Origin of the sequence: Streptomyces sp. NPDC006208 (genome assembly GCF_040613775.1) — a bacterium.
In the GTDB taxonomy this organism is placed as follows: domain Bacteria; phylum Actinomycetota; class Actinomycetes; order Streptomycetales; family Streptomycetaceae; genus Streptomyces.
In genome coordinates this window covers 1-18285 of sequence record NZ_JBEXSW010000025.1, presented here as the reverse complement: position 1 = coordinate 18285, position 18285 = coordinate 1, and the positions used below count along the sequence as shown (strand labels likewise).

Below are 18285 nucleotides of genomic sequence, written 5' to 3'. Positions count from 1 at the left end.
ACCGTCCTAGCATGCCTGCGAGTGGAGTTGATCAAAAACCTTCATTACGTCTGTGTTGCCATCTGTTGAGATGTGCATGCAAGGGAACATACTGCCGGGGTCCGTGAACCGTTCAACTACGAACGGATACAAGGGAGGACGCAGTGACCCTGTTGCACACCACCCGAGTGCGGCGCAGACGTCTGGGCGTGGCCGCAGCCGCGGCCGGGCTGCTCGCCACACTGCTGACCGCGGGACCCGCGGCCGCGATCCCGGACCCCGGTGACACCGCGGCCGGCGGCAAGGTCTCCTCGAGCCAGGCGGCCGAAACCCGAGCGGCGCTCACGAGCGGCGAGATACCGGGCGTGGACGAGGTCGTCCACAGCGACAACATCCAGCATCTGGCCAACATCCCCAAGGAGGCGCTGCCGGGCACCAACTCGGACCTCGCCTTCCAGGGCAGGTACGCCTTCGCCGGCAACTACGACGGTTTCCGGATCTTCGACATCTCCGACCCCAGGGCCCCGAAGACCGTGGCGCAGGTGTTGTGCCCCGGATCGCAGAACGACATCAGCGTCTCCGGTGACCTGCTCTTCCTGTCCACCGACTCCTCACGCAGCGACAACTCGTGCAACAGCGTGTCGCAGCCCGCGACGGAGAAGTCGTCGTGGGAGGGCATGAAGATCTTCGACATCAGCGACAAGCGCAACCCGAAGTACGTCGCCGCTGTCGAGACCGCGTGCGGCTCGCACACGCACACCCTCGTGCCCCAGCGCAGGAACGTCTACGTCTACGTCTCCTCGTACTCGCCCAACGCCGCTTTCCCGGACTGTCAGCCGCCCCACGACGGGATCTCCGTCATCAAGGTGCCGCGCAAGGCCCCCGAGAAGGCCGCGATCGTGAGTTTCCCGGTGCTCTTCCCGGGGGAGGGTCCCGACGGCGGCGGCAATCCCGGCGGGCCGGCCAACCCGGGCGTCTCCAAGACCACCGGCTGCCACGACATCACGGTCCTGCCTTCCAAGGACCTGGCCGCGGGCGCGTGCATGGGTGACGGCATCCTGTTCGACATCGAGGACCCGGAGCACCCGAGGGTCATCGACCAGGTCCAGGACAACGTCAACTTCGCGTTCTGGCACTCTGCGACGTTCAATCAGCGGGCCAACAAGGTCGTCTTCACCGACGAGCTCGGTGGCGGCGTCGGTGCCACCTGCAACGCCGAGATCGGCCCGAACCGCGGTGCGGACGGCATCTACGACATCGTCGGCAAGGGCGACCGGCGCAAGCTGGTCTTCCGCAGCTACTTCAAGATCGACCGGCACCAGGCGGACACCGAGAACTGTGTGGCCCACAACGGCTCGCTGATCCCGGTCAGGGGCCGCGACATCATGGTGCAGGCCTGGTACCAGGGCGGCGTCTCGGTATGGGACTTCACCAACTCGGCCAAGCCGAAGGAGATCGGTTACTTCGAGCGCGGGCCGGTCAGCGCGACCACGCTCACCACCGGGGGCTCCTGGTCGGCGTACTACTACAACGGCTACATCTACTCCAACGACATCGCCAAGGGCTTCGACGTACTCAAGATCAGTGACCGGCGCACCGACGCCGGCAGGTGGGTACGGATGCACGAGCTCAATGTGCAGACCCAGCCGGACTACTTCGACGACTTCGACGACTGATTCCGGCGCTGAACAGGCGTGCCGCCGGGTGGCGGTCCACCCGGTGGCACGCCGAGCTCCCAGTCCAGCCCGTACCGCTGGAACAGCTCCGCGCGCAGCCGTGCGCGGGGCATCGGCGCACCGGGCAGCAGGACCGCGACGACCGCGCCCATCAGCAGGGCGCGCAGCAGCGGATAGTCGGTGTCGATGTCCCGCGATCCGTAGCGCTCCACGGTGTCCCGCAGCAGATGTGCCAGCCGCTGCTGCTCCGGGCACTGGACGAATCCGTCGGCCTGCAGGATTCCCGCCATATGCGTACGCATGAGCACCGGGCGGTCGGCCGCGAGTCCGAGGATGGCGTCGATGGCGCGCGCCAGCCGCTCCCGCCCGTCGTCCGTGCGCGGTTCGCGTTCCAGGGCGGCCTGAAGCGTCAGATGCATGAGCCGGTGCACGGCGGACTGCAGCAGCTGACGTTTTCCCGGGAAGTAGTACGAGACCAGTCCGCGGGCGCAGCCCGCCCGGTCCGCGATGTCGCCGAGCGTCGTGGCCTCGTATCCGTGCTGGTCGACCAGCTCCCACGTCGCCTGCAGAAGCCGCTCCCGGGAACGCCGACGAAGTTCTTCATTGACCGATGCGCTCCGCGGGGACATGCTGGACTCCTGCGTTGACTGGCTCTGAGCCAGTATATTCAGCGCATCCCGTCCAGGGCCCGTCAGGGTCCGGTGAGGCGGGCTGCTGCCCGAACCGGGCGACGCGGGGGATCGTCCGGTTCGGGTGTGCTTCTCATGCCTTCAGTGTGCTCCCGTGCCATCCGCGGACGCGGCGGCCCCGCCTCGGTCCACGAGCTCCAGCACCGGGCGAAGCCCCGCGGGGCGCTCGTCGACGGGCAGATGGTCCACGAAGTGCACCGCGCATCCCACGGCCACCGCTCCGCCGTCCGCCCGCCGGTCGTCACCCACCATCAACACCTCGCCCGGATTGCGGCCCAGCACCTCGCACGCGGCGCGGAACAGCCGGGCGTCCGGCTTCTGCACCCCGTGCTCGTACGACAGCGTGTAGCCGTCGACCAGGGCGTCGAGCCCATGGGCACGGAAGACCGGCCGCAGATCCCAGCCGATGTTGCTCACCACCCCGACGCCCACCCCGCGCTCCCGCAGTCCGCGCAGCACCTCGGCGGCGTCGGGGTAGGGCCGCCAGGCCGCGGGCGTCATATGGCGGTCGTAGAGCGCGTCGTACAGATCCTCGTCCGGCAGCGCCACTTGGCGGGCCAGGCCCGTGTAGGCGGCCCGGTGACGCTCGGAGCTCTCGTCCCGGGTCGCCCACAGGGCGGCGAGCCGCTCCGGCAGCCACTGCGGCGACGCCCCGCCCGGCAGCGCACCCGCGACGTCCAACTCATGGGCGCAGCGGACCAGTTCCGCCTCGGGCCAGGTCTCGCCGCGCGCGGCCAGCGTGGCCCGCAGCCAGGACGGCGTCGATTCGATGCGTAGCAGCGTGCCGGAGAAATCGAAGAGGACAGCCTTGATCGTCATGCCGTCGATCCTTTCGGGGTCAGCGGCCCCGGGACAAGGCCACCCGTTCGTACGAGGCGACGGCGGCGGCCACCAGGCACACCCCGAGCAGCCAGCCGCCCAGGACGTCCGTCGGCCAGTGCACACCGAGATAGACCCGGGTGAAACCCACCCCGGCCACCGAGACCGCGGCGACCGCGACGCACCAGCCCCACAGCTGACCGTCCACCCCGTGGCGCCGCAGCAGCCACAGCAGCAGCCCGCAGGTGACCGCCGCGGTCATCGCATGACCGGACGGGTACGCCGCGTAGCGCGCCGAGTCCACCGGGTCGGGCCAGGAGGGGCGCTCCCGCCCCACGGCGGCCTTCAGACCCTGCTGGGCGGCGGTGCCGATCGCACTGGTGGCGACGACCCACATCGCGAGCAGCCGTTCACGGTGCAGCCAGAGCCACACGGCGGCCAGCGCGGCGAGCGCGCGCATCGTCCAGGGGTCCCACACCCAGTCCGAGAACACCCGATTGGTCCGCGTGAAGCCGGGCTCGGCCACCGCCGAGCGGTGCAGGGCGTCGCTCACGGCCCGGTCGAAGGAGACCAGCGGCAACCACTCGACGGCGACCAGTACCACCAGAACCACGGAAAGGGCCGCGATCACGAGGGCCGTACGGGCCGGGACGGTGACCGGGGAGTGCGGCGGCGGGGACGGTGTGGGCCGCGCGGCGGCCGGGCGAGCGGAGTGCATGCACCGATCCTGCCCAATCGCCGTCCCGGATCTATCCCAGCGCGCGCAGGCCCGGTACGAAGGCCACCAGCAACGGAATGACGGGGACCAGCGCCGCGGCCGCCGTCAGCCGCAAGCGGCGGCCCGTGGTGAGCCGGGGCACCGGGGTCAGCAGCCGGTTGACCCGCTGTGGAAGCTCGGCGTCCGGCGTGGGGCACGGTCCGAACACTCCGCGGTCCTCGTTGAGTTCGACCAGCGCCAGCGCGACCGTCAGCCGGCCGAAGCGCCGTGAGGCCACGTCGTCCGCCGCGAGCTCCACCAGCCGGTGCATCTCGTCACGGAACGCGGCGAACACCGGAATCTGGGGGAACCCGTTGGCCAGCGCGGCGGAACAGTGCAGCAGCCAGTCGTGGCGCGCCCGCGCATGACCCTCCTCGTGCGCCAGCACGGCATCGAGCTGGCGCCCCTTCAAACGGCGCACCGCGGACGTCGTGACGACCAGTTGCGGTGTGCTGCCGGGCAGCCACCAGGCGTCGGGGCGCTCCCCCTCCAGGACCACCAGCGGCTCGCCGCCCGGCTCTTCGCCCGGCAGCAGCGGGGCGCGTACGAGCAGCTCCGCGCGGCGCTTGCGGTGCCGCATCTGGGCCCGGCGGATCTCCCGGGTGAGCATCGCGCCGGTCCACAGGCCGCAGCATGCCAGCGCCACCGCGAGCACCGCGGACCAGGGCCCGTTCGCGCCCAGCGCGTAGGCCTCCACCACGCCGTGCGGCGCAGGCGCGAAGACATGGCCGCGCACGAGCTGCCAGGCGGCTGCCGCACTGAAAGTCATGGACAGGGCGAACGAGAGCAGCACGGTGGCCACCATGCACTGCCACACCCACAGCGCCACCACCGGTTCGCGCTCCCGCCAGTCTCCCCGTGACACCAGACGCGGGGCCGCCACGGCGAGAAGTGCGCCGAGCAGCAGCAGTGCCAGGGAGACCACCATGGGAACCAGCCTATGAGCGCGGGGCTACTCACGGGTATGGCCGCGCGCGTCAAGTGATGCACGCCACGGTTCGGCCGTGCTGCGCCATGCTTCGGCCGCGCGGGGCCGGGGCGAGAGCGCTGTGCCGCCGCTCAGAGCGCGAGCAGCATCGCCACCGTGGCGATGCCCATGGAGAGTCTGCAGGCCAGCGCCAGTTCGGGACGGGCTCCCCAGGCGACGGCCGGCGGGACCGGGCCGCCCGCGGGGGAGGGGAGCGGTATCAGCCGCACTCCGGAGCGCAGCACATAGCCGGCGAAGTAGACCAGCAGCGCGCCGGTGAGCAGTGGCACGCCCGCGGTGGTGTGCCCCGGCGCCGGGTGCCCCGCGCCGCCCGGGGCCATCGACAGCGCCATGTAGACCATGGCCAGGCAGCCGACGAGATGGTGCAGATGACGGTGACTGCGCCGGCCGGGCCAGGCGGTGCGGACCCCTGCGGCGACGAAGAGCGCCGCGAAGAGCACCCAGCACCACCGCGGCAGGGCGAGCACGGCCACGGGCAGGGCCATGGCGGCCATGCCGAAGCCCATCAGCGCCTCGCCTGCCGCTGCCTCGCGCGCCTCGCCCGAGCAACTGCGCATCCGCACCAGGCAGTACGCCCCGCTCGCGGCGCACAGCGACACGAGCAGCCAGCCGGACATCGCAGGTCCGTGCACAGGCACCTCCCCCGACAACGCCGTCGAGGTGTCGATGCCCGGCGCCGCGCGTCGTACGCGAGCGCACGGGTGTACGGGGGGAGCGCGGCGGGGGCACAGACCCGCCCGCACGACGGGGCGTACCGCCCCGAAGGCCCGAGGAACGCCCCGTTACTCTCGACGGAGCCGCATCCAGTGGAACGGAGACGCACCGTATGGACACCGCCCCGCCCCGGGACACCGCCGAACTCATCTACCGCGACGCAGTCGAGGCGGATGTGGAGGTGCTCGTCCCGCTGATCGAGTCGGCCTACCGCGGCGACGCGAGCCGGGCCGGCTGGACCACGGAGGCGGACATCCTCGGCGGGCAGCGCACCGACCCCGAGGGCGTACGCACGGTGATCACCGCCCCCGGCAGCCGGCTGATGATCGTCGAGAGCGACGGTGTGCCGATCGCCTGCTGTCAGCTCGAACACCGCGGCGACGCAGCCTACTTCGGGATGTTCGCGGTGCGCCCCGAACTCCAGGGCGCCGGCCTGGGCCGCCGGATCATCGCCGAGGCCGAGCGCAGCGCACGCGAGCGGTGGGCCGTGCGGCAGATGCAGATGACGGTGATATCGGTCAGGGACGAGCTGATCGCCTGGTACGAGCGGCGCGGCTACCGCCGTACGGGAGAGCTCAGCCCGTTCCCGTACGGCGACGAGCGCTTCGGCGTCCCGCGGCGCGACGATCTCGCCTTCGAGCTGCTGGTCAAGGAACTGCCCTAGGCCGTGTCTGTCCCGCCCGGCGCGCGATGCCCGGCACGCCCCGGAGCTTCGCCTGGGGGTACCCCCAGCTGCGTTGTCGGAGTCATCCACGTACGTCCAGTACGAGGATGCCCCTCCGCCTTGCGACTGCACGCACCGGACGCCGCGCACCCCGCCCCTGCGGGCGGACGGCGCCATGTGTCGGACACGGCCCAGGGCACCCGGCCGGGGGACCGTGCGCGGCCCCGGGTCCGGCCGCCCCGCCGCGCGACGGCTGCTACGCCGTGAACCGCCCCGTGCGCCTGATCTCGGGGAAGTCGGTGGTCGCTCCGTCGAGCTCGAAGGCGCGCACCAGGCGCAGGTGCTCCTGGGTGTTCACCACCCAGCCGATCACCTTGAGCCCTTCTGCGTGCGCGTGCTCCACGGTCTCCAGGGTCAGCCGGCGGATGTTCAGCGCCACCGAGAGCGCGCCCACCGCCTTCGCACGGTCCACGATGTCCGAGCCCCAGCGGCTGGCGATCAGCACCGTGCGCACACCCGGCACCAGGGACACGATCTCGGCGACGGCTTCGTCGTGGAACGACGACACCTCGACGCGGTGCACGAGATCGCGGCGGTGCATCACGTCGGCCAGCGCCCGGGCCGCCGCCACATCCTTGATCTCGGCCTGGAGCGGGGAGCGGACCGCATCGAGCACCTCCTCGAAGACCGGAACCCGCTCGCCCTTGCCCGCGTCGAGCTCCCGCAGCTCCGCGAGAGTCTTCTCGGCGATGGGGCCTTTTCCGTCGGTCGTACGGTCCACGTCCGCGTCGTGCATGACGGCGAGCGCGCCGTCCTTGCTGAGGTGCAGATCCAGCTCGATGGCGTCCATGCCGCACTGCTCGGCGCGGACGAAGGAACGCAGGGTGTTCTCCGGCTCGACGCCCATGACCCCGCGATGACCGATGGTGAAGAAAGTCAAGATTCTCTCGCTTCCGTCGACGGCGGCTCGCGCGCGGGCGCGCCCGGCGCCCACGCGGCAAGGACGCAGCCTAGTGGCCCGCACCGGCGATGGAACCGCCCCTGCGCAGAGCTGTCGAGGCCGCGGGGCCGGGCTCCGCACGGCCCCGCGGCCCTCACAGCCGCTTGCTGTGTCACTCGCCCGTGGGCGCGTCACTCCCGCTCTTGACACCTCGGCGCGAGCAAGGAAGCCACCGCCGCCCCGGGATCCTGCCGCAAGAATTATTGTGATCAGGGGAACAGGCAGGATAATTTCCCCTGGTCGTACTTGTATGAAAGAACGCGCGATGGATACGGTGTCTTGACGCGAGGTTCTCCCGTGAAGGAAGTGACATGACGGAAATTCTTGTGCAGGACGTGGCTGCGAAGGGCATATCCCACGCCACCCGCGTGGTGGATCACCCGAGCTGGCCCCAGCTCAAGAGCGCCGTCGAGGAGATCCGGCCCTGGCAGTCCAAGGATGGCTCGATCGACTTCGACGCCGAGGGCGCCCCGGTGCGCGCCGCGGCCGAGTACGCGGTCGAGCGGCTGATCGCCGCTGTCGAGGAGCTGTCCCCCCTGCTCCCGCACGACGCCCTGTACCACGCCGCGCTCGTCGGCGACCTGAAGAAGTGGGCTGACGGCGCCTTCGACGTCCCTGACTTCCTGGACTCCCTGCTCGCCTTCCAGCCCGCCGCGAACCGCGTGGACGGCCTGCAGCACCTGGTCGTCTTCCCCATGTACACCCAGAACGGCAACCCGGACCGCAATCTGGAAGCGGTCGTGCTGCGCATGGTCTGGCCTGAGTGGCTCGCCGAGCTCGAGGCCACCCGCTACGACAACCCGCTGTTCTGCGGCATCACCTTCGAGGACTTCACCGCGGGGTACGACACCAACTCCGCGGTGCTCTTCCCTGAGACCATCGCCGTGCGCGAGGCCCCCGAGCGCTTCACCTGGGGCGGCATCTTCTGCGACCGCGAGGCCGCCCGCTTCCGTGCCGTCACCGACGAGGCCGTTCGCATCCTCGGTCTCGAGCTGCCCGACGACATTCGCGAGATGGTCGGCGACCAGGAGCGCTGCGAGAAGGCCTTCGTGCTGTGGGACATGGTCCACGACCGCACCCACAGCCACGGTGACCTACCCTTCGACCCGTTCATGATCAAGCAGCGGCAGCCGTTCTGGATGTACGGCCTGGAGGAGCTGCGCTGCGACCTCACTGCCTTCAAGGAGGCCGTGAAGCTGGAGTCCGAGGGCAACCAGCACGGCCGCGACGTGCAGTACGCGGTGCTCTTCGACCGGATGTTCCGCTTCCCGGTCTCCGGCGACCGGGTGCGCAACTACGACGGAATGGGCGGCCAGCTGCTCTTCGCGTACCTCCACAAGCACGACGTGGTGCGCTGGACCGACAACAAGCTGAAGATCGACTGGCAGCGGGCGCCGCAGGTCACCAACCAGCTCTGCGCCGAGATCGAGAAGCTCTACCGCGACGGCATCGACCGCCCCAAGCTGGTCCACTGGTTCGCCGCGTACGAGCTGGTCTCCACCTACCTCGCCCCGCACCCCGGCTCCCGCTGGGCCAAGGGTCCCGAGGCCCTGGACCTGGACCAGCCGCCCCGCAAGCTCGTGGACGATGTGCTTCCGGACGAGTTTCCGCTGAGCATGTTCTATGAGGCGCTGTCCAAGAAGCTGAAGAACGTGATCGCCTCCACCAAGGGGATCACCGGACACAGCGCCTCCGGAGCAGCCGCGTGAACCTTTCCACCCAGGAGGCGACGACCATGAACACGAACGGCACCCTGGACGGCGCAGTGATTGCGGTTGCCGGAGCAGCGGGGCCTGCGGGCCGCGCCGCCCTGCTGCGGCTGGCCGAGGCCGGCGCCACGGTCGTCGCATCGGACGCGAACGCGGAGCGTCTCGCGGAGGCCGTGGACGCGGCGAGGTACGCGCACGGCGGCGCCACCGTCACCGGGGACACCGTCGACCTCCTCGATCTGGCCGCCACGCGTGAGTGGGCGGACAAGACCGAGAAGGAGTTCGGCCGGATCGACGGACTGGTGCACCTTGTCGGCGGCTGGCGCGGCAGCGCCTCGTTCGCCGAGACGGACATGGCCGACTGGGATCTGCTGGACAAGCTGCTGGTCCGCACGGTGGCGCACACCGCGCTCGCCTTCCACGACGGTCTGCTGCGCAGCGACAAGGGCCGCTTCGTGCTGATCAGCGCGGCCGGTGCCGGCAAGCCCACCGCGGGCAACGCCGCCTACGCTGCCGCGAAGTCGGCCGCCGAGGCGTGGACGCTCGCGCTCGCCGACGACTTCCGCAAGGCGGGGGGCGAGGAAGGCCCCAAGGCGGCGGCTGCCATCCTGGTCGTCAAGGCACTGGTGCACGACGCCATGCGCGCCGAGCGCCCGAATGCGAAGTTCGCGGGTTTCACCGACGTGAAGGAACTGGCCGAGGCCATCGCCGGAGTGTGGGACCGGCCCGCCAAGGAAGCGAATGGACAGCGTCTGTGGCTGACCCCCAAACCGTGAAGACCGACGCCCGGCGTCACCACGACCCCGACGTACGGGGCTTCGCCAGCGACAACTACGCCGGCGCCCACCCCGAGGTCCTCGCTGCGCTCACCCTGGCGAACGGCGGCCACCAGGTCGCCTATGGCGAGGACCAGTACACCGACCATCTCCAGCGGCTGATGCACAGTCACTTCGGGGCGGGTGCGCAGGCCTACCCGGTCTTCAACGGCACGGGCGCCAATGTGACCGCGCTCCAGGCGCTGACCGACCGCTGGGGGGCGGTGATCTGCGCCGAGACGGCGCACATCAACGTCGACGAGGGCGGCGCGCCGGAGCGGATGGGCGGGCTGAAGCTGCTGACCGTACCGACCACGGACGGCAAGCTCACGCCCGAGCTCATCGACCGGCAGGCGTGGGGCTGGGAGGACGAGCACCGGGCCATGCCGCAGGTCGTGTCGATCACCCAGAACACCGAGCTGGGCACGGTCTACACCGTGGACGAGATCCGCGCGATCGTCGACCACGCGCACGGCCACGGGATGAAGGTCCATCTCGACGGAGCCCGGATAGCCAACGCCGCGGCGTCGCTGAACGTCCCGATGCGGGCCTTCACCAACGCCGTCGGCGTCGACGTCCTGACCTTCGGCGGCACCAAGAACGGCATGCTCTTCGGTGAGGCCGTCGTGGTGCTCAACCCTGGCGCGGTCAGCCATATGAAGCATCTGCGCAAGCTGTCGATGCAGCTCGCCTCCAAGATGCGCTTCGTGTCGGTGCAGCTCGAGGCGCTGCTGGCCAAGGATCTGTGGCTGCGCAACGCACAGCACTCCAACGCCATGGCCCAGCGGCTCGCCGACGGCGTGCGCACCGTCGACGGCGTGGAGATCCTCCACCCGGTACAGGCCAACGCCGTCTTCGCCCGCCTGCCGCACGATGTGAGCGAGCGGCTGCAGAAGCGGTTCCGGTTCTACTTCTGGGACGAGGCGGCCGGTGATGTGCGCTGGATGTGCTCGTTCGACACCACCGAGGACGATGTGGATTCCTTCGTCCAGGCGCTGAAGGAAGAGATGGCGCACTGACGCGCGATGCATAGACATGCGACCGGCCGGAAAGTCATTGACTTCCGGCCGGTCGCTTTTCTAAGGTCGGCGGGCATGGAGATGATCCAGCGCGTCCCTCAACTCTCTGCGTATCTCGCCGCTGACGAGTCGATCGACCATGAACATCCGCTGGTGCGGGAGGCGGCCGCCGCTCTTCGAGCCGGGGTGGTCGATGAATGTGCATACGCCAAAGCGGCCTTCGAGTTCGTGCGCGACACCATCCCGCACTCGCTCGACACTCAAGATCCGCGCGTCACCTGGCGGGCCTCGGACGTGCTGCGGCACCGGACCGGTATCTGCTGCGCCAAGGCGCACGCGCTCACGGCATTGCTGCGCGCGGAGGGCATCCCCACTGCCTTGTGCTACCAGCGGCTGGGTGTGGTCCATGGGCTGGTCGCCGTGCGGCTGCCGGGGTCAGGGCGGTGGGTGCGGCAGGATCCGCGCGGCAACAGGCCCGGAATCGACGCGCAGTTCTCGCTCGACGGTGAGCAGCTGGCTTTTCCCGTGCGACCGGAGTTCAGTGAGATGGACTATCCGGTAGCATATGATGCACCGCACCCGGCGGTGCTGCGAGCGCTCCGGAGTGCGTCGGACCTGGAGTCCCTGTGGCTCCGCTACCCCGCCGAACTGTGAGGCAAGGCCGGCCATGACACCCATGCTCACCGTCTCCGACGAGGTCAAGGCGATCGCGCCAGGCTTCGCGCATGTCGCCGTTGTGGCCCGAGGGGTGGTCAACGGGCCCAGCAGTGACGACAGTTCGGCCCTGCTGGAGGGCGCCGCGCGCCGGCTGGCCGCGCGCCTGGACGGCCGCGCCCCGCACGAGGACCCCCACATGGCGGCATGGCGTGAGGCCTACGCGGCCTTCGGGGCCAAGCCGTCCCGTACCCGCAACTCCGCGGAGGCACTCGCCAGGCGCGCCCTCGCCGACGGCGGGCTGCCGCGCATCAACGCGCTCGTCGACCTCTACAACGCCATCAGCGTGGCCCACCTGATTCCGGTCGGCGGCGAGGACACCGACCACATCGTGGGCGGCATGCGGCTCGTACGGGCCACTGGGCAGGAGCCGTTCGTCACCACGGCGGGCGGCGAGCAGGCCGTGGACCACCCCGAGCCGGGCGAGGTCGTGTGGTGCGACGAGGAAGGTGTGACCTGCCGCCGCTGGAACTGGCGCCAGGGCGTACGCACCCGGCTCACCGAGCACTCCGTGAACGCGCTGTTCCTGCTGGAGGGCATGGCCCCGACGACAACCGGCGAGCTCGAGGCCGCAGCCGCCGAACTCGCCGAGTCGCTGGAGAAGTTGAGCCCCGGGGCGCAGATCACCGTCCACGTCCCGCGGTAGCCGCTACCGCGCCTCGCGCACCTCGGCAGGCGTCGGCGCGGTACCCCCGAGGTGCGCCGGTACCCACCAGGTGTCGTGGGCGTCCTTGGGACGTACCGGGTACGCGCGCTGCGCGGCCTCGAGCAGCTCCTGCACCCGCTCGCGCAGCCGCCGGGTGATCGCGCCCGCGTACTGGTCCGTCGGGGCCTCGACCGGCTCGCCGACTCGTATCGTCACGGGGATGTGGGAGCGCGAGAAGTTGCGCGGGCGGCCCTTGGTCCACAGTCGCTGGGTGCCCCACAGCGCCATCGGGATCAGCGGCACGCCGGCCTCCTGGGCCAGCCGGGCGGCGCCCGACTTGAAGGACTTCAGCGTGAAGGACTGCGAGATGGTGGCTTCGGGGAAGACACCGACGATCTCGCCCGAGCGCAGCGAGTCGAGGGCATGGGCGTAGGCCGCCTCACCCTGCTTGCGGTCCACCGGGATGTGCTTCATGCCCCGCATCAGCGGACCGGAGATCTTGTGCCGGAACACGGACTCCTTCGCCATGAAGCGGACCAGGCGCTTCTGCGGCAGCGCGGCCAGACCGGTGAAGATGAAGTCCAGATAGCTGATGTGATTGCTGACGAGCACCGCCCCGCCGGACCGCGGAATGTTCTGTGACCCCTGGATGTCGATCTTCAGGTCGAGCGCCTTGAACATCGTGAGGGCGGCACCGACGACCGGCCGATAGACGAGCTCTGCCATCTGGAGAGGACCCTTTCGTCGTGCCCGGGGGGGTTCTCCCGGCGGAAGTTACGCAGCCGTAGGTTTTCGGCATCGGGCCGATCGTGCCCCATGTACGGCGCGTAGACCAGTCCTGGCGCCCTGTGTGGGCGAGATTCTTGTCACTTCACGTTAGTTCACCTCACCGACTCATCTGCGACGCCCGCCTGAGCAGCAGGTACACCTCGCACCCGAGGCAGTACCCGAAGGCGGCGCTGAGGAAGGCCGCGGCCAGCGCGCAGCCGACGGCGGCGAGCCCGAGCCACTGGGCTCCCAGGGCCGGACCGGCGAGGCCGAGCACGCCGAAGAACAGTCCGACGGCCTGCGCGAAACGTGGCGGCGCCGGCGACTCGACGTCGGTGGGCGGACCGATGAGGGGGCGCACGGCGGTACGGAACAGCCACCCGTAGGGAGTGCGCTGCACGCCGAGCGCCGTGCCCACGGCGAAGCAGAGCGTCTGCCAGGCCAGCAGCAGATCGCTGCCCGTGACGAGTACGACGGCGAGTACGAGTGCGGTGACGGCGGCCCCGAAGCGCGGCCCCCTGACGTCGATGTCCATGCCGCACAGCATCGCGCACCGGATCCGGCCCGGGCGCCGGGAATCTTTGCGGTCCTGTGAACGCTGCAGCTGGGGATGTCCGGACTCATGGTGTGTGTGGCGGTGCTCGCGGCGGCGAGCGCCTTCGGGCTGTGGCAGCGGCGCAGCAACGGGAGGCTGAAGGTGCGGGAGCGGGACGCGGAGCGGTGTCTGGGCGTGGGCGAACTGGGTGCGGAGCTCGGACGCCGGGCGACGCTGGTGCAGTTCTCCAGCGCGTTCTGCCAGCCGTGCCGGGCGACCCGGCGCACCCTCGCCGACATCGCCGGCATGGTCGAGGGCGTCGCCCATGTGGAGCTGGACGCCGAGGACCGGCTCGAGCTCGTACGGGAGCTGGGAGTCATGAAGACACCCACCGTGCTCGTGCTCGACGCCGACGGACGGATCGTCACCAGGGCCGCCGGCCAGCCGCGCAAGGCGGATGTGATCGCCGCCCTCGGCCGGGTGTTCTGACTTTGCGTGACCCTGGTCCCACATTCCGGTGCGCACTTGACTGCACACGCGGGCAATCGTCAGTCTGACGCTGTGCCACCGATTCTCCTTCTCCACGGGCGGGCTCATGTGGACCTCGCCCGGAACGCGAGTGCGCGCTGTCCGGCTGACCGGGCAGTCGCAGCCACCCCGTTCGCATCTCCCGCAGAAGGACTCCTCGATGACGGCCTCGCCCGATCTCGGCACGACACAGCTCGCCTCGCCCGATCTGCTCCGGTCGGTCTTCCGTAGGCACGCCGCCGGCGTCGCGGTGATCACGGCCCAGGGCGCCCGCCCGGTCGGGTTCACCGCCACCTCGCTCACCTCCGTCGCGGCCGACCCGCCGCTGCTGTCCTTCGGGGTGGGGACCTCCTCCTCCAGCTGGCCCGTGCTCGCCGAGGCCGAGCACATCGGCGTCCACATACTCGGCGAGCACCAGCAGGAGCTGGCGGCCACCTTCGCGCGCAGCGGGGCCGACCGGTTCGCTCCGCCGACGACCTGGCGTACGGGCCCGGAGGGCGTACCGGTGCTCGACGGCGTGCTCGCCTGGCTGGTGTGCCGTGTCGTCGCCCGCGTACCTGCCGGGGATCACCGGCTCGTGATCGCCGAGGCCGTCGTCGGCGACCCCGCCGGGGCGGGCCGGCCCCTGCTCTACCACCAAGGACGCTTCAACGCGCTGAGGGACTGAAAGTTCCCCCGCGGCGCCGGAGAATGGCACGCTGGGGGCGTTGGCAAGGTCACAGCGCCAAGCGCTTGCTTACCTTGAAAACACCCGATGTACTGACGAGTAATATTTCGATCGGAGCGCGGCCCGCCCCGACCGGGATCCGCCCCATCGGACGCCTATGCTGCGTTCACAAGGCATTCCAGTAGAGACGATGCAGTAGGAGAGCCGGCGTGAGCCTGAGGATCGTTGTCTGTGTGAAGTACGTGCCCGACGCCACCGGCGACCGGCACTTCGCCGATGACCTGACCGTCGACCGTGATGACGTGGACGGCCTTCTGTCCGAGCTCGACGAGTACGCGGTCGAGCAGGCGCTGCAGATCGCCGACGAGGCGGACGACGCGGAGGTCACCGTGCTGACCGTCGGCCCCGAGGACGCCAAGGACGCGCTGCGCAAGGCTCTGTCGATGGGCGCCGACAAGGCCGTCCACGTCGAGGACGACGACCTGCACGGCTCCGACGTGATGGGCACCTCGCTGGTGCTGGCCAAGGCGATCGAGAAGACCGGCTACGACCTGGTCATCGCCGGTATGGCCTCCACCGACGGCACCATGGGCGTGCTGCCGGCGATCCTCGCCGAGCGTCTGGGTGTCCCGCAGGTCACCCTGCTGTCCGAGGTCTCGGTCGAGGACGGTGTCGTCAAGGGCCGCCGTGACGGTGACACCGCGAGCGAGCAGCTCGAGGCGTCCCTGCCGGCCGTCGTGTCCGTGACGGACCAGTCGGGTGAGGCCCGTTACCCGTCCTTCAAGGGCATCATGGCCGCCAAGAAGAAGCCGGTCGAGTCCCTGGACCTCGAGGACCTCGAGATCGACGCCGACGAGGTCGGCCTCGAGGGCGCCTGGACCAAGGTCGACTCGGCGGCCGAGCGTCCGGCCCGCACCGCCGGCACGATCGTCAAGGACGAGGGCGAGGGCGGCAAGCAGCTCGCGGAGTTCCTCGCGAGCCAGAAGTTCATCTGAGCTTCGGTCATCACCCCAACCGCCCCTCACACTTCGCAAGCAGGAGAGAAGAAGTCCCATGGCTGAAGTTCTCGTCTACGTCGACCACGTGGACGGCGCCGTCCGCAAGCCCACCCTGGAGCTGCTGACGCTGGCCCGCCGCATCGGTGAGCCCGTCGCCGTCGCCCTGGGCGCCGGCGCCGAGGCCACCGCCGCCACGCTCGCCGAGCACGGCGCGGTCAAGGTCCTGACCGCGGACGCCGCCGAGTTCGCCGACTACCTCGTCGTGCCGAAGGTGGACGCGCTGCAGGCCGCGTACGAGGCCGTCTCCCCGGCCGCCGTGCTCGTGCCGTCCTCCGCCGAGGGCAAGGAGATCGCGGCCCGTCTCGCGGTCCGCATCGGCTCCGGCATCATCACCGACGCCGTCGACCTCGAGGCTGGCGACGAGGGCCCGGTGGCGACGCAGTCCGCGTTCGCGGCCTCCTTCACCACCAAGTCCCGCATCTCCAAGGGCACCCCGGTCATCACGGTCAAGCCGAACTCGGCTCCCGTCGAGGCCGCCCCGGCCGCCGGTGCGGTCGAGGCGCTCGCCGTGTCGTTCTCCGAGAAGGCCACCGGCACCAAGGTCGTCTCGCGCACCCCGCGTGAGTCCACCGGCCGCCCCGAGCTGACCGAGGCCGCGATCGTGGTCTCCGGCGGCCGTGGCGTCAACGGTGCCGAGAACTTCGCGATCATCGAGGCGCTGGCCGACTCGCTCGGTGCCGCCGTCGGCGCCTCCCGCGCCGCCGTCGACGCCGGCTGGTACCCGCACACCAACCAGGTCGGCCAGACCGGCAAGTCGGTCTCGCCGCAGCTGTACATCGCCTCCGGCATCTCCGGCGCGATCCAGCACCGGGCCGGTATGCAGACCTCGAAGACCATCGTGGCCATCAACAAGGACGCCGAGGCCCCGATCTTCGACCTGGTCGACTACGGCGTGGTCGGCGACCTCTTCGAGGTCGTCCCGCAGCTGACCGACGAGGTCAACACCCGCAAGGGCTGACCCGCACATGTCCGCGACAGGGGCCGCACGGTGATCTTCACCGCGCGGCCCCTGGCCGTTGTGAGGGACCATTGACGCAGGTCATAGCCGCCCGTTAACTTCGTTCAACAGAATGTTGATTCCGCTGAGCGGAAACAGAGTGTGCGGAGGGTGCGGGCATGGGGCAGCAGGAGAAGGTGGCGACAAGCCTCGCCGGTGCGGTCAGCGAAGGCATCAGCGCCTCCCTCGCGCCGGTGGACGCCGAGCTCGCCCGCCGCTACCCGGGAGACCCCGGCACTCGCCAGCCGGTCCACACCGTCTACGTACCGGGCAACGCCTTCGAGGCGGACACCATCCGCTCCTGGGGCGACGCGGCCCTCGCGGCGCTCGACGAGCACGCTCCTGACGCGGCCTCGCTCGCCCGCGTCCTCGGCCTGTCCGACGAACTCGCCGGGCCCGTGTACACACGCGTACGGGCCAAGCTGGAGCGCGAGCCGGTCGAGGATCTCCGCGTCGACTTCGAGGACGGCTACGCGGGGCGTGAGGAGGACGCCGACGCCGCGCGCGCCGCACATCTGATCTCCGACGCGTACGACCGGGGGACTGCCGCCCCGTACATGGGCATCCGCATGAAGTGCATGGAAGCCGCCGTACGCGACCGGGGGATCCGCACCCTCGACATCTTCCTCACCGGTCTGATGGAGGCCGGCGGCCTGCCGGACGGGCTGGTGCTCACCCTGCCCAAGGTCACCTACGTCGAGCAGGTCACCGCGATGGTGCGGCTGCTGGAGGAGTTCGAGAAGGCCCGCGGCCTCCAGGCCGGCCGGATCGGCTTCGAGATCCAGATCGAGACCAGCCAGTCCATCCTTGCCGCCGACGGCACCGCCACCGTCGCCCGGATGATCGACGCCGCCGAAGGCCGCGCCACCGGGCTGCACTACGGCACCTTCGACTACAGCGCCTGCCTCGGAGTGAGCGCCGCCTACCAGGCCAGTGACCACCCCGCTGCCGACCACGCCAAGGCGATCATGCAGGTCGCCGCCGCCGGCACCGGCGTGCGGGTCAGCGACGGCTCCACCAACGTGCTGCCGGTCGGCCCGGCCGAGAAGGTCCACGACGCCTGGCGGCTGCACTACGGCCTCACCCGGCGGGCGCTGGCCCGTGCCTACTACCAGGGCTGGGACATGCACCCGGGGCATCTCCCGACCCGCTACGCCGCCGTGTTCGCCTTCTACCGCGAAGGCTTCGAGCAGGCCGCGGCGCGCCTCGCCGCCTACGCCAACCAGGCCGGCGGCGACGTCATGGACGAGCCGGCGACCGCCAAGGCGCTCAGCTCCTATCTGCTGCGCGGCATCGACTGCGGCGCACTCGACACCGCCGAAGTCGCCCGGCTCACCGGCTTGTCGCGCGCGGAGCTCGACGCGTACGCCGCACCTCGCCGCGGAGACCTGACGGCAACAGCACGGTGACAACCGTCTGTTGATCAACGCGGCCGCGCAGCACGGGAGCACGGCCGCACTCGCCGTGCCCTGGCCGCGTACTTCCTTGCCGCGGGGGGCCAGCACGAAGCGGTGCGCACACTCGTCCTTCTCCTGGAAGGTCG

At 70.3% G+C, this 18285-nt stretch carries 20 protein-coding genes; 12 read left to right on the top strand and 8 right to left on the bottom strand.

Annotated features, from left to right (window positions below):
- Positions 1-143 precede the first annotated feature (143 nt).
- The gene (locus ABZ208_RS21280) at positions 144-1655 is read left to right on the top strand and encodes a hypothetical protein (RefSeq protein ID WP_356911022.1); all 1512 of its coding nucleotides are present in this window, start codon (positions 144-146) and stop codon (positions 1653-1655) included.
- Here ABZ208_RS21280 and ABZ208_RS21275 read toward each other — a convergent pair.
- The 5 genes from ABZ208_RS21275 to ABZ208_RS21255 all read right to left on the bottom strand — a co-directional run bounded on the left by ABZ208_RS21275 (position 1631) and on the right by ABZ208_RS21255 (position 5540).
- Entirely contained in the window at positions 1631-2284 is a 654-nt protein-coding gene (locus ABZ208_RS21275) for a helix-turn-helix domain-containing protein (RefSeq protein ID WP_328403407.1), read from the bottom strand. The two genes, ABZ208_RS21280 and ABZ208_RS21275, sit on opposite strands and share 25 nt — an antisense overlap.
- Positions 2285-2425: 141 nt before the next feature.
- The gene (locus ABZ208_RS21270) at positions 2426-3163 is read right to left on the bottom strand and encodes an HAD family hydrolase (RefSeq protein WP_356911021.1); all 738 of its coding nucleotides are present in this window, start codon (positions 3161-3163) and stop codon (positions 2426-2428) included.
- 19 nt (positions 3164-3182) lie between these two features.
- Positions 3183-3881 (bottom strand): phosphatase PAP2 family protein, encoded by a 699-nt coding sequence (locus tag ABZ208_RS21265; protein WP_356911020.1) that lies wholly within the window; start codon positions 3879-3881, stop codon positions 3183-3185.
- A gap of 31 nt (positions 3882-3912) precedes the next feature.
- The gene (locus tag ABZ208_RS21260) at positions 3913-4848 is read right to left on the bottom strand and encodes a M56 family metallopeptidase (protein WP_356911019.1); all 936 of its coding nucleotides are present in this window, start codon (positions 4846-4848) and stop codon (positions 3913-3915) included.
- A 131-nt stretch (positions 4849-4979) separates the two neighbouring features.
- Positions 4980-5540 (bottom strand): DUF5134 domain-containing protein, encoded by a 561-nt coding sequence (locus ABZ208_RS21255; protein ID WP_356911018.1) that lies wholly within the window; start codon positions 5538-5540, stop codon positions 4980-4982.
- Positions 5541-5734: 194 nt separating this feature from the next.
- Here ABZ208_RS21255 and ABZ208_RS21250 point away from each other — a divergent pair, with 194 nt between their 5' ends.
- Positions 5735-6286, top strand: coding sequence for a GNAT family N-acetyltransferase (locus ABZ208_RS21250; RefSeq protein WP_356911017.1), 552 nt, complete (start codon positions 5735-5737; stop codon positions 6284-6286).
- A 256-nt stretch (positions 6287-6542) separates the two neighbouring features.
- On the opposite strand, the gene ABZ208_RS21245 is transcribed toward ABZ208_RS21250, so the two are convergent.
- Complete coding sequence (locus tag ABZ208_RS21245; RefSeq protein WP_356911016.1) at positions 6543-7226, bottom strand: glycerophosphodiester phosphodiesterase family protein; 684 nt, start codon at positions 7224-7226, stop codon at positions 6543-6545.
- 371 nt (positions 7227-7597) lie between these two features.
- Between ABZ208_RS21245 and ABZ208_RS21240 the strand changes: the two genes are divergently transcribed.
- The 5 genes from ABZ208_RS21240 to ABZ208_RS21220 all read left to right on the top strand — a co-directional run bounded on the left by ABZ208_RS21240 (position 7598) and on the right by ABZ208_RS21220 (position 12189).
- The gene (locus tag ABZ208_RS21240) at positions 7598-8995 is read left to right on the top strand and encodes a DUF6421 family protein (protein WP_356911015.1); all 1398 of its coding nucleotides are present in this window, start codon (positions 7598-7600) and stop codon (positions 8993-8995) included.
- Between the two features lie 26 nt (positions 8996-9021).
- Complete coding sequence (locus tag ABZ208_RS21235) at positions 9022-9771, top strand: SDR family oxidoreductase (RefSeq protein ID WP_328406068.1); 750 nt, start codon at positions 9022-9024, stop codon at positions 9769-9771.
- A complete protein-coding gene (locus ABZ208_RS21230; RefSeq protein WP_356911014.1) occupies positions 9750-10829 on the top strand; it encodes a low specificity L-threonine aldolase in 1080 nt (359 codons plus the stop codon). The genes ABZ208_RS21235 and ABZ208_RS21230 overlap by 22 nt, the downstream gene beginning before the upstream one ends.
- 75 nt (positions 10830-10904) lie before the next feature.
- Positions 10905-11483, top strand: coding sequence for a transglutaminase family protein (locus tag ABZ208_RS21225; RefSeq protein ID WP_356911013.1), 579 nt, complete (start codon positions 10905-10907; stop codon positions 11481-11483).
- 13 nt (positions 11484-11496) lie between these two features.
- Positions 11497-12189 (top strand): phenylalanine--tRNA ligase beta subunit-related protein, encoded by a 693-nt coding sequence (locus ABZ208_RS21220; protein ID WP_356911012.1) that lies wholly within the window; start codon positions 11497-11499, stop codon positions 12187-12189.
- 3 nt (positions 12190-12192) lie between these two features.
- Here ABZ208_RS21220 and ABZ208_RS21215 read toward each other — a convergent pair whose 3' ends face one another.
- A complete protein-coding gene (locus ABZ208_RS21215; RefSeq protein WP_328403425.1) occupies positions 12193-12915 on the bottom strand; it encodes a lysophospholipid acyltransferase family protein in 723 nt (240 codons plus the stop codon).
- A gap of 160 nt (positions 12916-13075) precedes the next feature.
- Complete coding sequence (locus tag ABZ208_RS21210; RefSeq protein WP_356911011.1) at positions 13076-13492, bottom strand: DUF4395 domain-containing protein; 417 nt, start codon at positions 13490-13492, stop codon at positions 13076-13078.
- A 75-nt stretch (positions 13493-13567) separates the two neighbouring features.
- Between ABZ208_RS21210 and ABZ208_RS21205 the strand changes: the two genes are divergently transcribed.
- The 5 genes from ABZ208_RS21205 to ABZ208_RS21185 all read left to right on the top strand — a co-directional run bounded on the left by ABZ208_RS21205 (position 13568) and on the right by ABZ208_RS21185 (position 18151).
- A complete protein-coding gene (locus ABZ208_RS21205; protein WP_356911010.1) occupies positions 13568-13981 on the top strand; it encodes a thioredoxin family protein in 414 nt (137 codons plus the stop codon).
- A gap of 199 nt (positions 13982-14180) precedes the next feature.
- On the top strand, positions 14181-14687 hold the full coding sequence (locus tag ABZ208_RS21200; RefSeq protein WP_356911009.1) for a flavin reductase family protein: 507 nt from the start codon (positions 14181-14183) through the stop codon (positions 14685-14687).
- A 209-nt stretch (positions 14688-14896) separates the two neighbouring features.
- On the top strand, positions 14897-15682 hold the full coding sequence (locus ABZ208_RS21195; RefSeq protein WP_328403433.1) for an electron transfer flavoprotein subunit beta/FixA family protein: 786 nt from the start codon (positions 14897-14899) through the stop codon (positions 15680-15682).
- A 58-nt stretch (positions 15683-15740) separates the two neighbouring features.
- Positions 15741-16703, top strand: a complete 963-nt coding sequence (locus ABZ208_RS21190; RefSeq protein WP_356911008.1) for an electron transfer flavoprotein subunit alpha/FixB family protein — start codon at positions 15741-15743, stop codon at positions 16701-16703.
- A 158-nt stretch (positions 16704-16861) separates the two neighbouring features.
- Positions 16862-18151, top strand: coding sequence for an aldolase/citrate lyase family protein (locus ABZ208_RS21185; protein WP_356911007.1), 1290 nt, complete (start codon positions 16862-16864; stop codon positions 18149-18151).
- Positions 18152-18285: the final 134 nt, after the last annotated feature.

Excerpts from the sequence above, each read along its gene's own strand:
- ABZ208_RS21270 (WP_356911021.1), bottom strand. The coding sequence starts at position 3,163 with ATGACGATCAAGGCTGTCCTCTTCGATTTCTCCGGCACGCTGCTACGC.
- ABZ208_RS21210 (WP_356911011.1), bottom strand. The coding sequence starts at position 13,492 with ATGGACATCGACGTCAGGGGGCCGCGCTTCGGGGCCGCCGTCACCGCA.
- ABZ208_RS21200 (WP_356911009.1), top strand. The coding sequence starts at position 14,181 with ATGACGGCCTCGCCCGATCTCGGCACGACACAGCTCGCCTCGCCCGAT.
- ABZ208_RS21265 (WP_356911020.1), bottom strand. The coding sequence starts at position 3,881 with ATGCACTCCGCTCGCCCGGCCGCCGCGCGGCCCACACCGTCCCCGCCG.
- ABZ208_RS21215 (WP_328403425.1), bottom strand. The coding sequence starts at position 12,915 with ATGGCAGAGCTCGTCTATCGGCCGGTCGTCGGTGCCGCCCTCACGATG.
- ABZ208_RS21275 (WP_328403407.1), bottom strand. The coding sequence starts at position 2,284 with ATGTCCCCGCGGAGCGCATCGGTCAATGAAGAACTTCGTCGGCGTTCC.
- ABZ208_RS21260 (WP_356911019.1), bottom strand. The coding sequence starts at position 4,848 with ATGGTGGTCTCCCTGGCACTGCTGCTGCTCGGCGCACTTCTCGCCGTG.
- ABZ208_RS21225 (WP_356911013.1), top strand. The coding sequence starts at position 10,905 with ATGGAGATGATCCAGCGCGTCCCTCAACTCTCTGCGTATCTCGCCGCT.
- ABZ208_RS21250 (WP_356911017.1), top strand. The coding sequence starts at position 5,735 with ATGGACACCGCCCCGCCCCGGGACACCGCCGAACTCATCTACCGCGAC.
- ABZ208_RS21185 (WP_356911007.1), top strand. The coding sequence starts at position 16,862 with ATGGGGCAGCAGGAGAAGGTGGCGACAAGCCTCGCCGGTGCGGTCAGC.
- ABZ208_RS21190 (WP_356911008.1), top strand. The coding sequence starts at position 15,741 with ATGGCTGAAGTTCTCGTCTACGTCGACCACGTGGACGGCGCCGTCCGC.
- ABZ208_RS21240 (WP_356911015.1), top strand. The coding sequence starts at position 7,598 with ATGACGGAAATTCTTGTGCAGGACGTGGCTGCGAAGGGCATATCCCAC.
- ABZ208_RS21205 (WP_356911010.1), top strand. The coding sequence starts at position 13,568 with ATGTCCGGACTCATGGTGTGTGTGGCGGTGCTCGCGGCGGCGAGCGCC.
- ABZ208_RS21235 (WP_328406068.1), top strand. The coding sequence starts at position 9,022 with ATGAACACGAACGGCACCCTGGACGGCGCAGTGATTGCGGTTGCCGGA.
- ABZ208_RS21220 (WP_356911012.1), top strand. The coding sequence starts at position 11,497 with ATGACACCCATGCTCACCGTCTCCGACGAGGTCAAGGCGATCGCGCCA.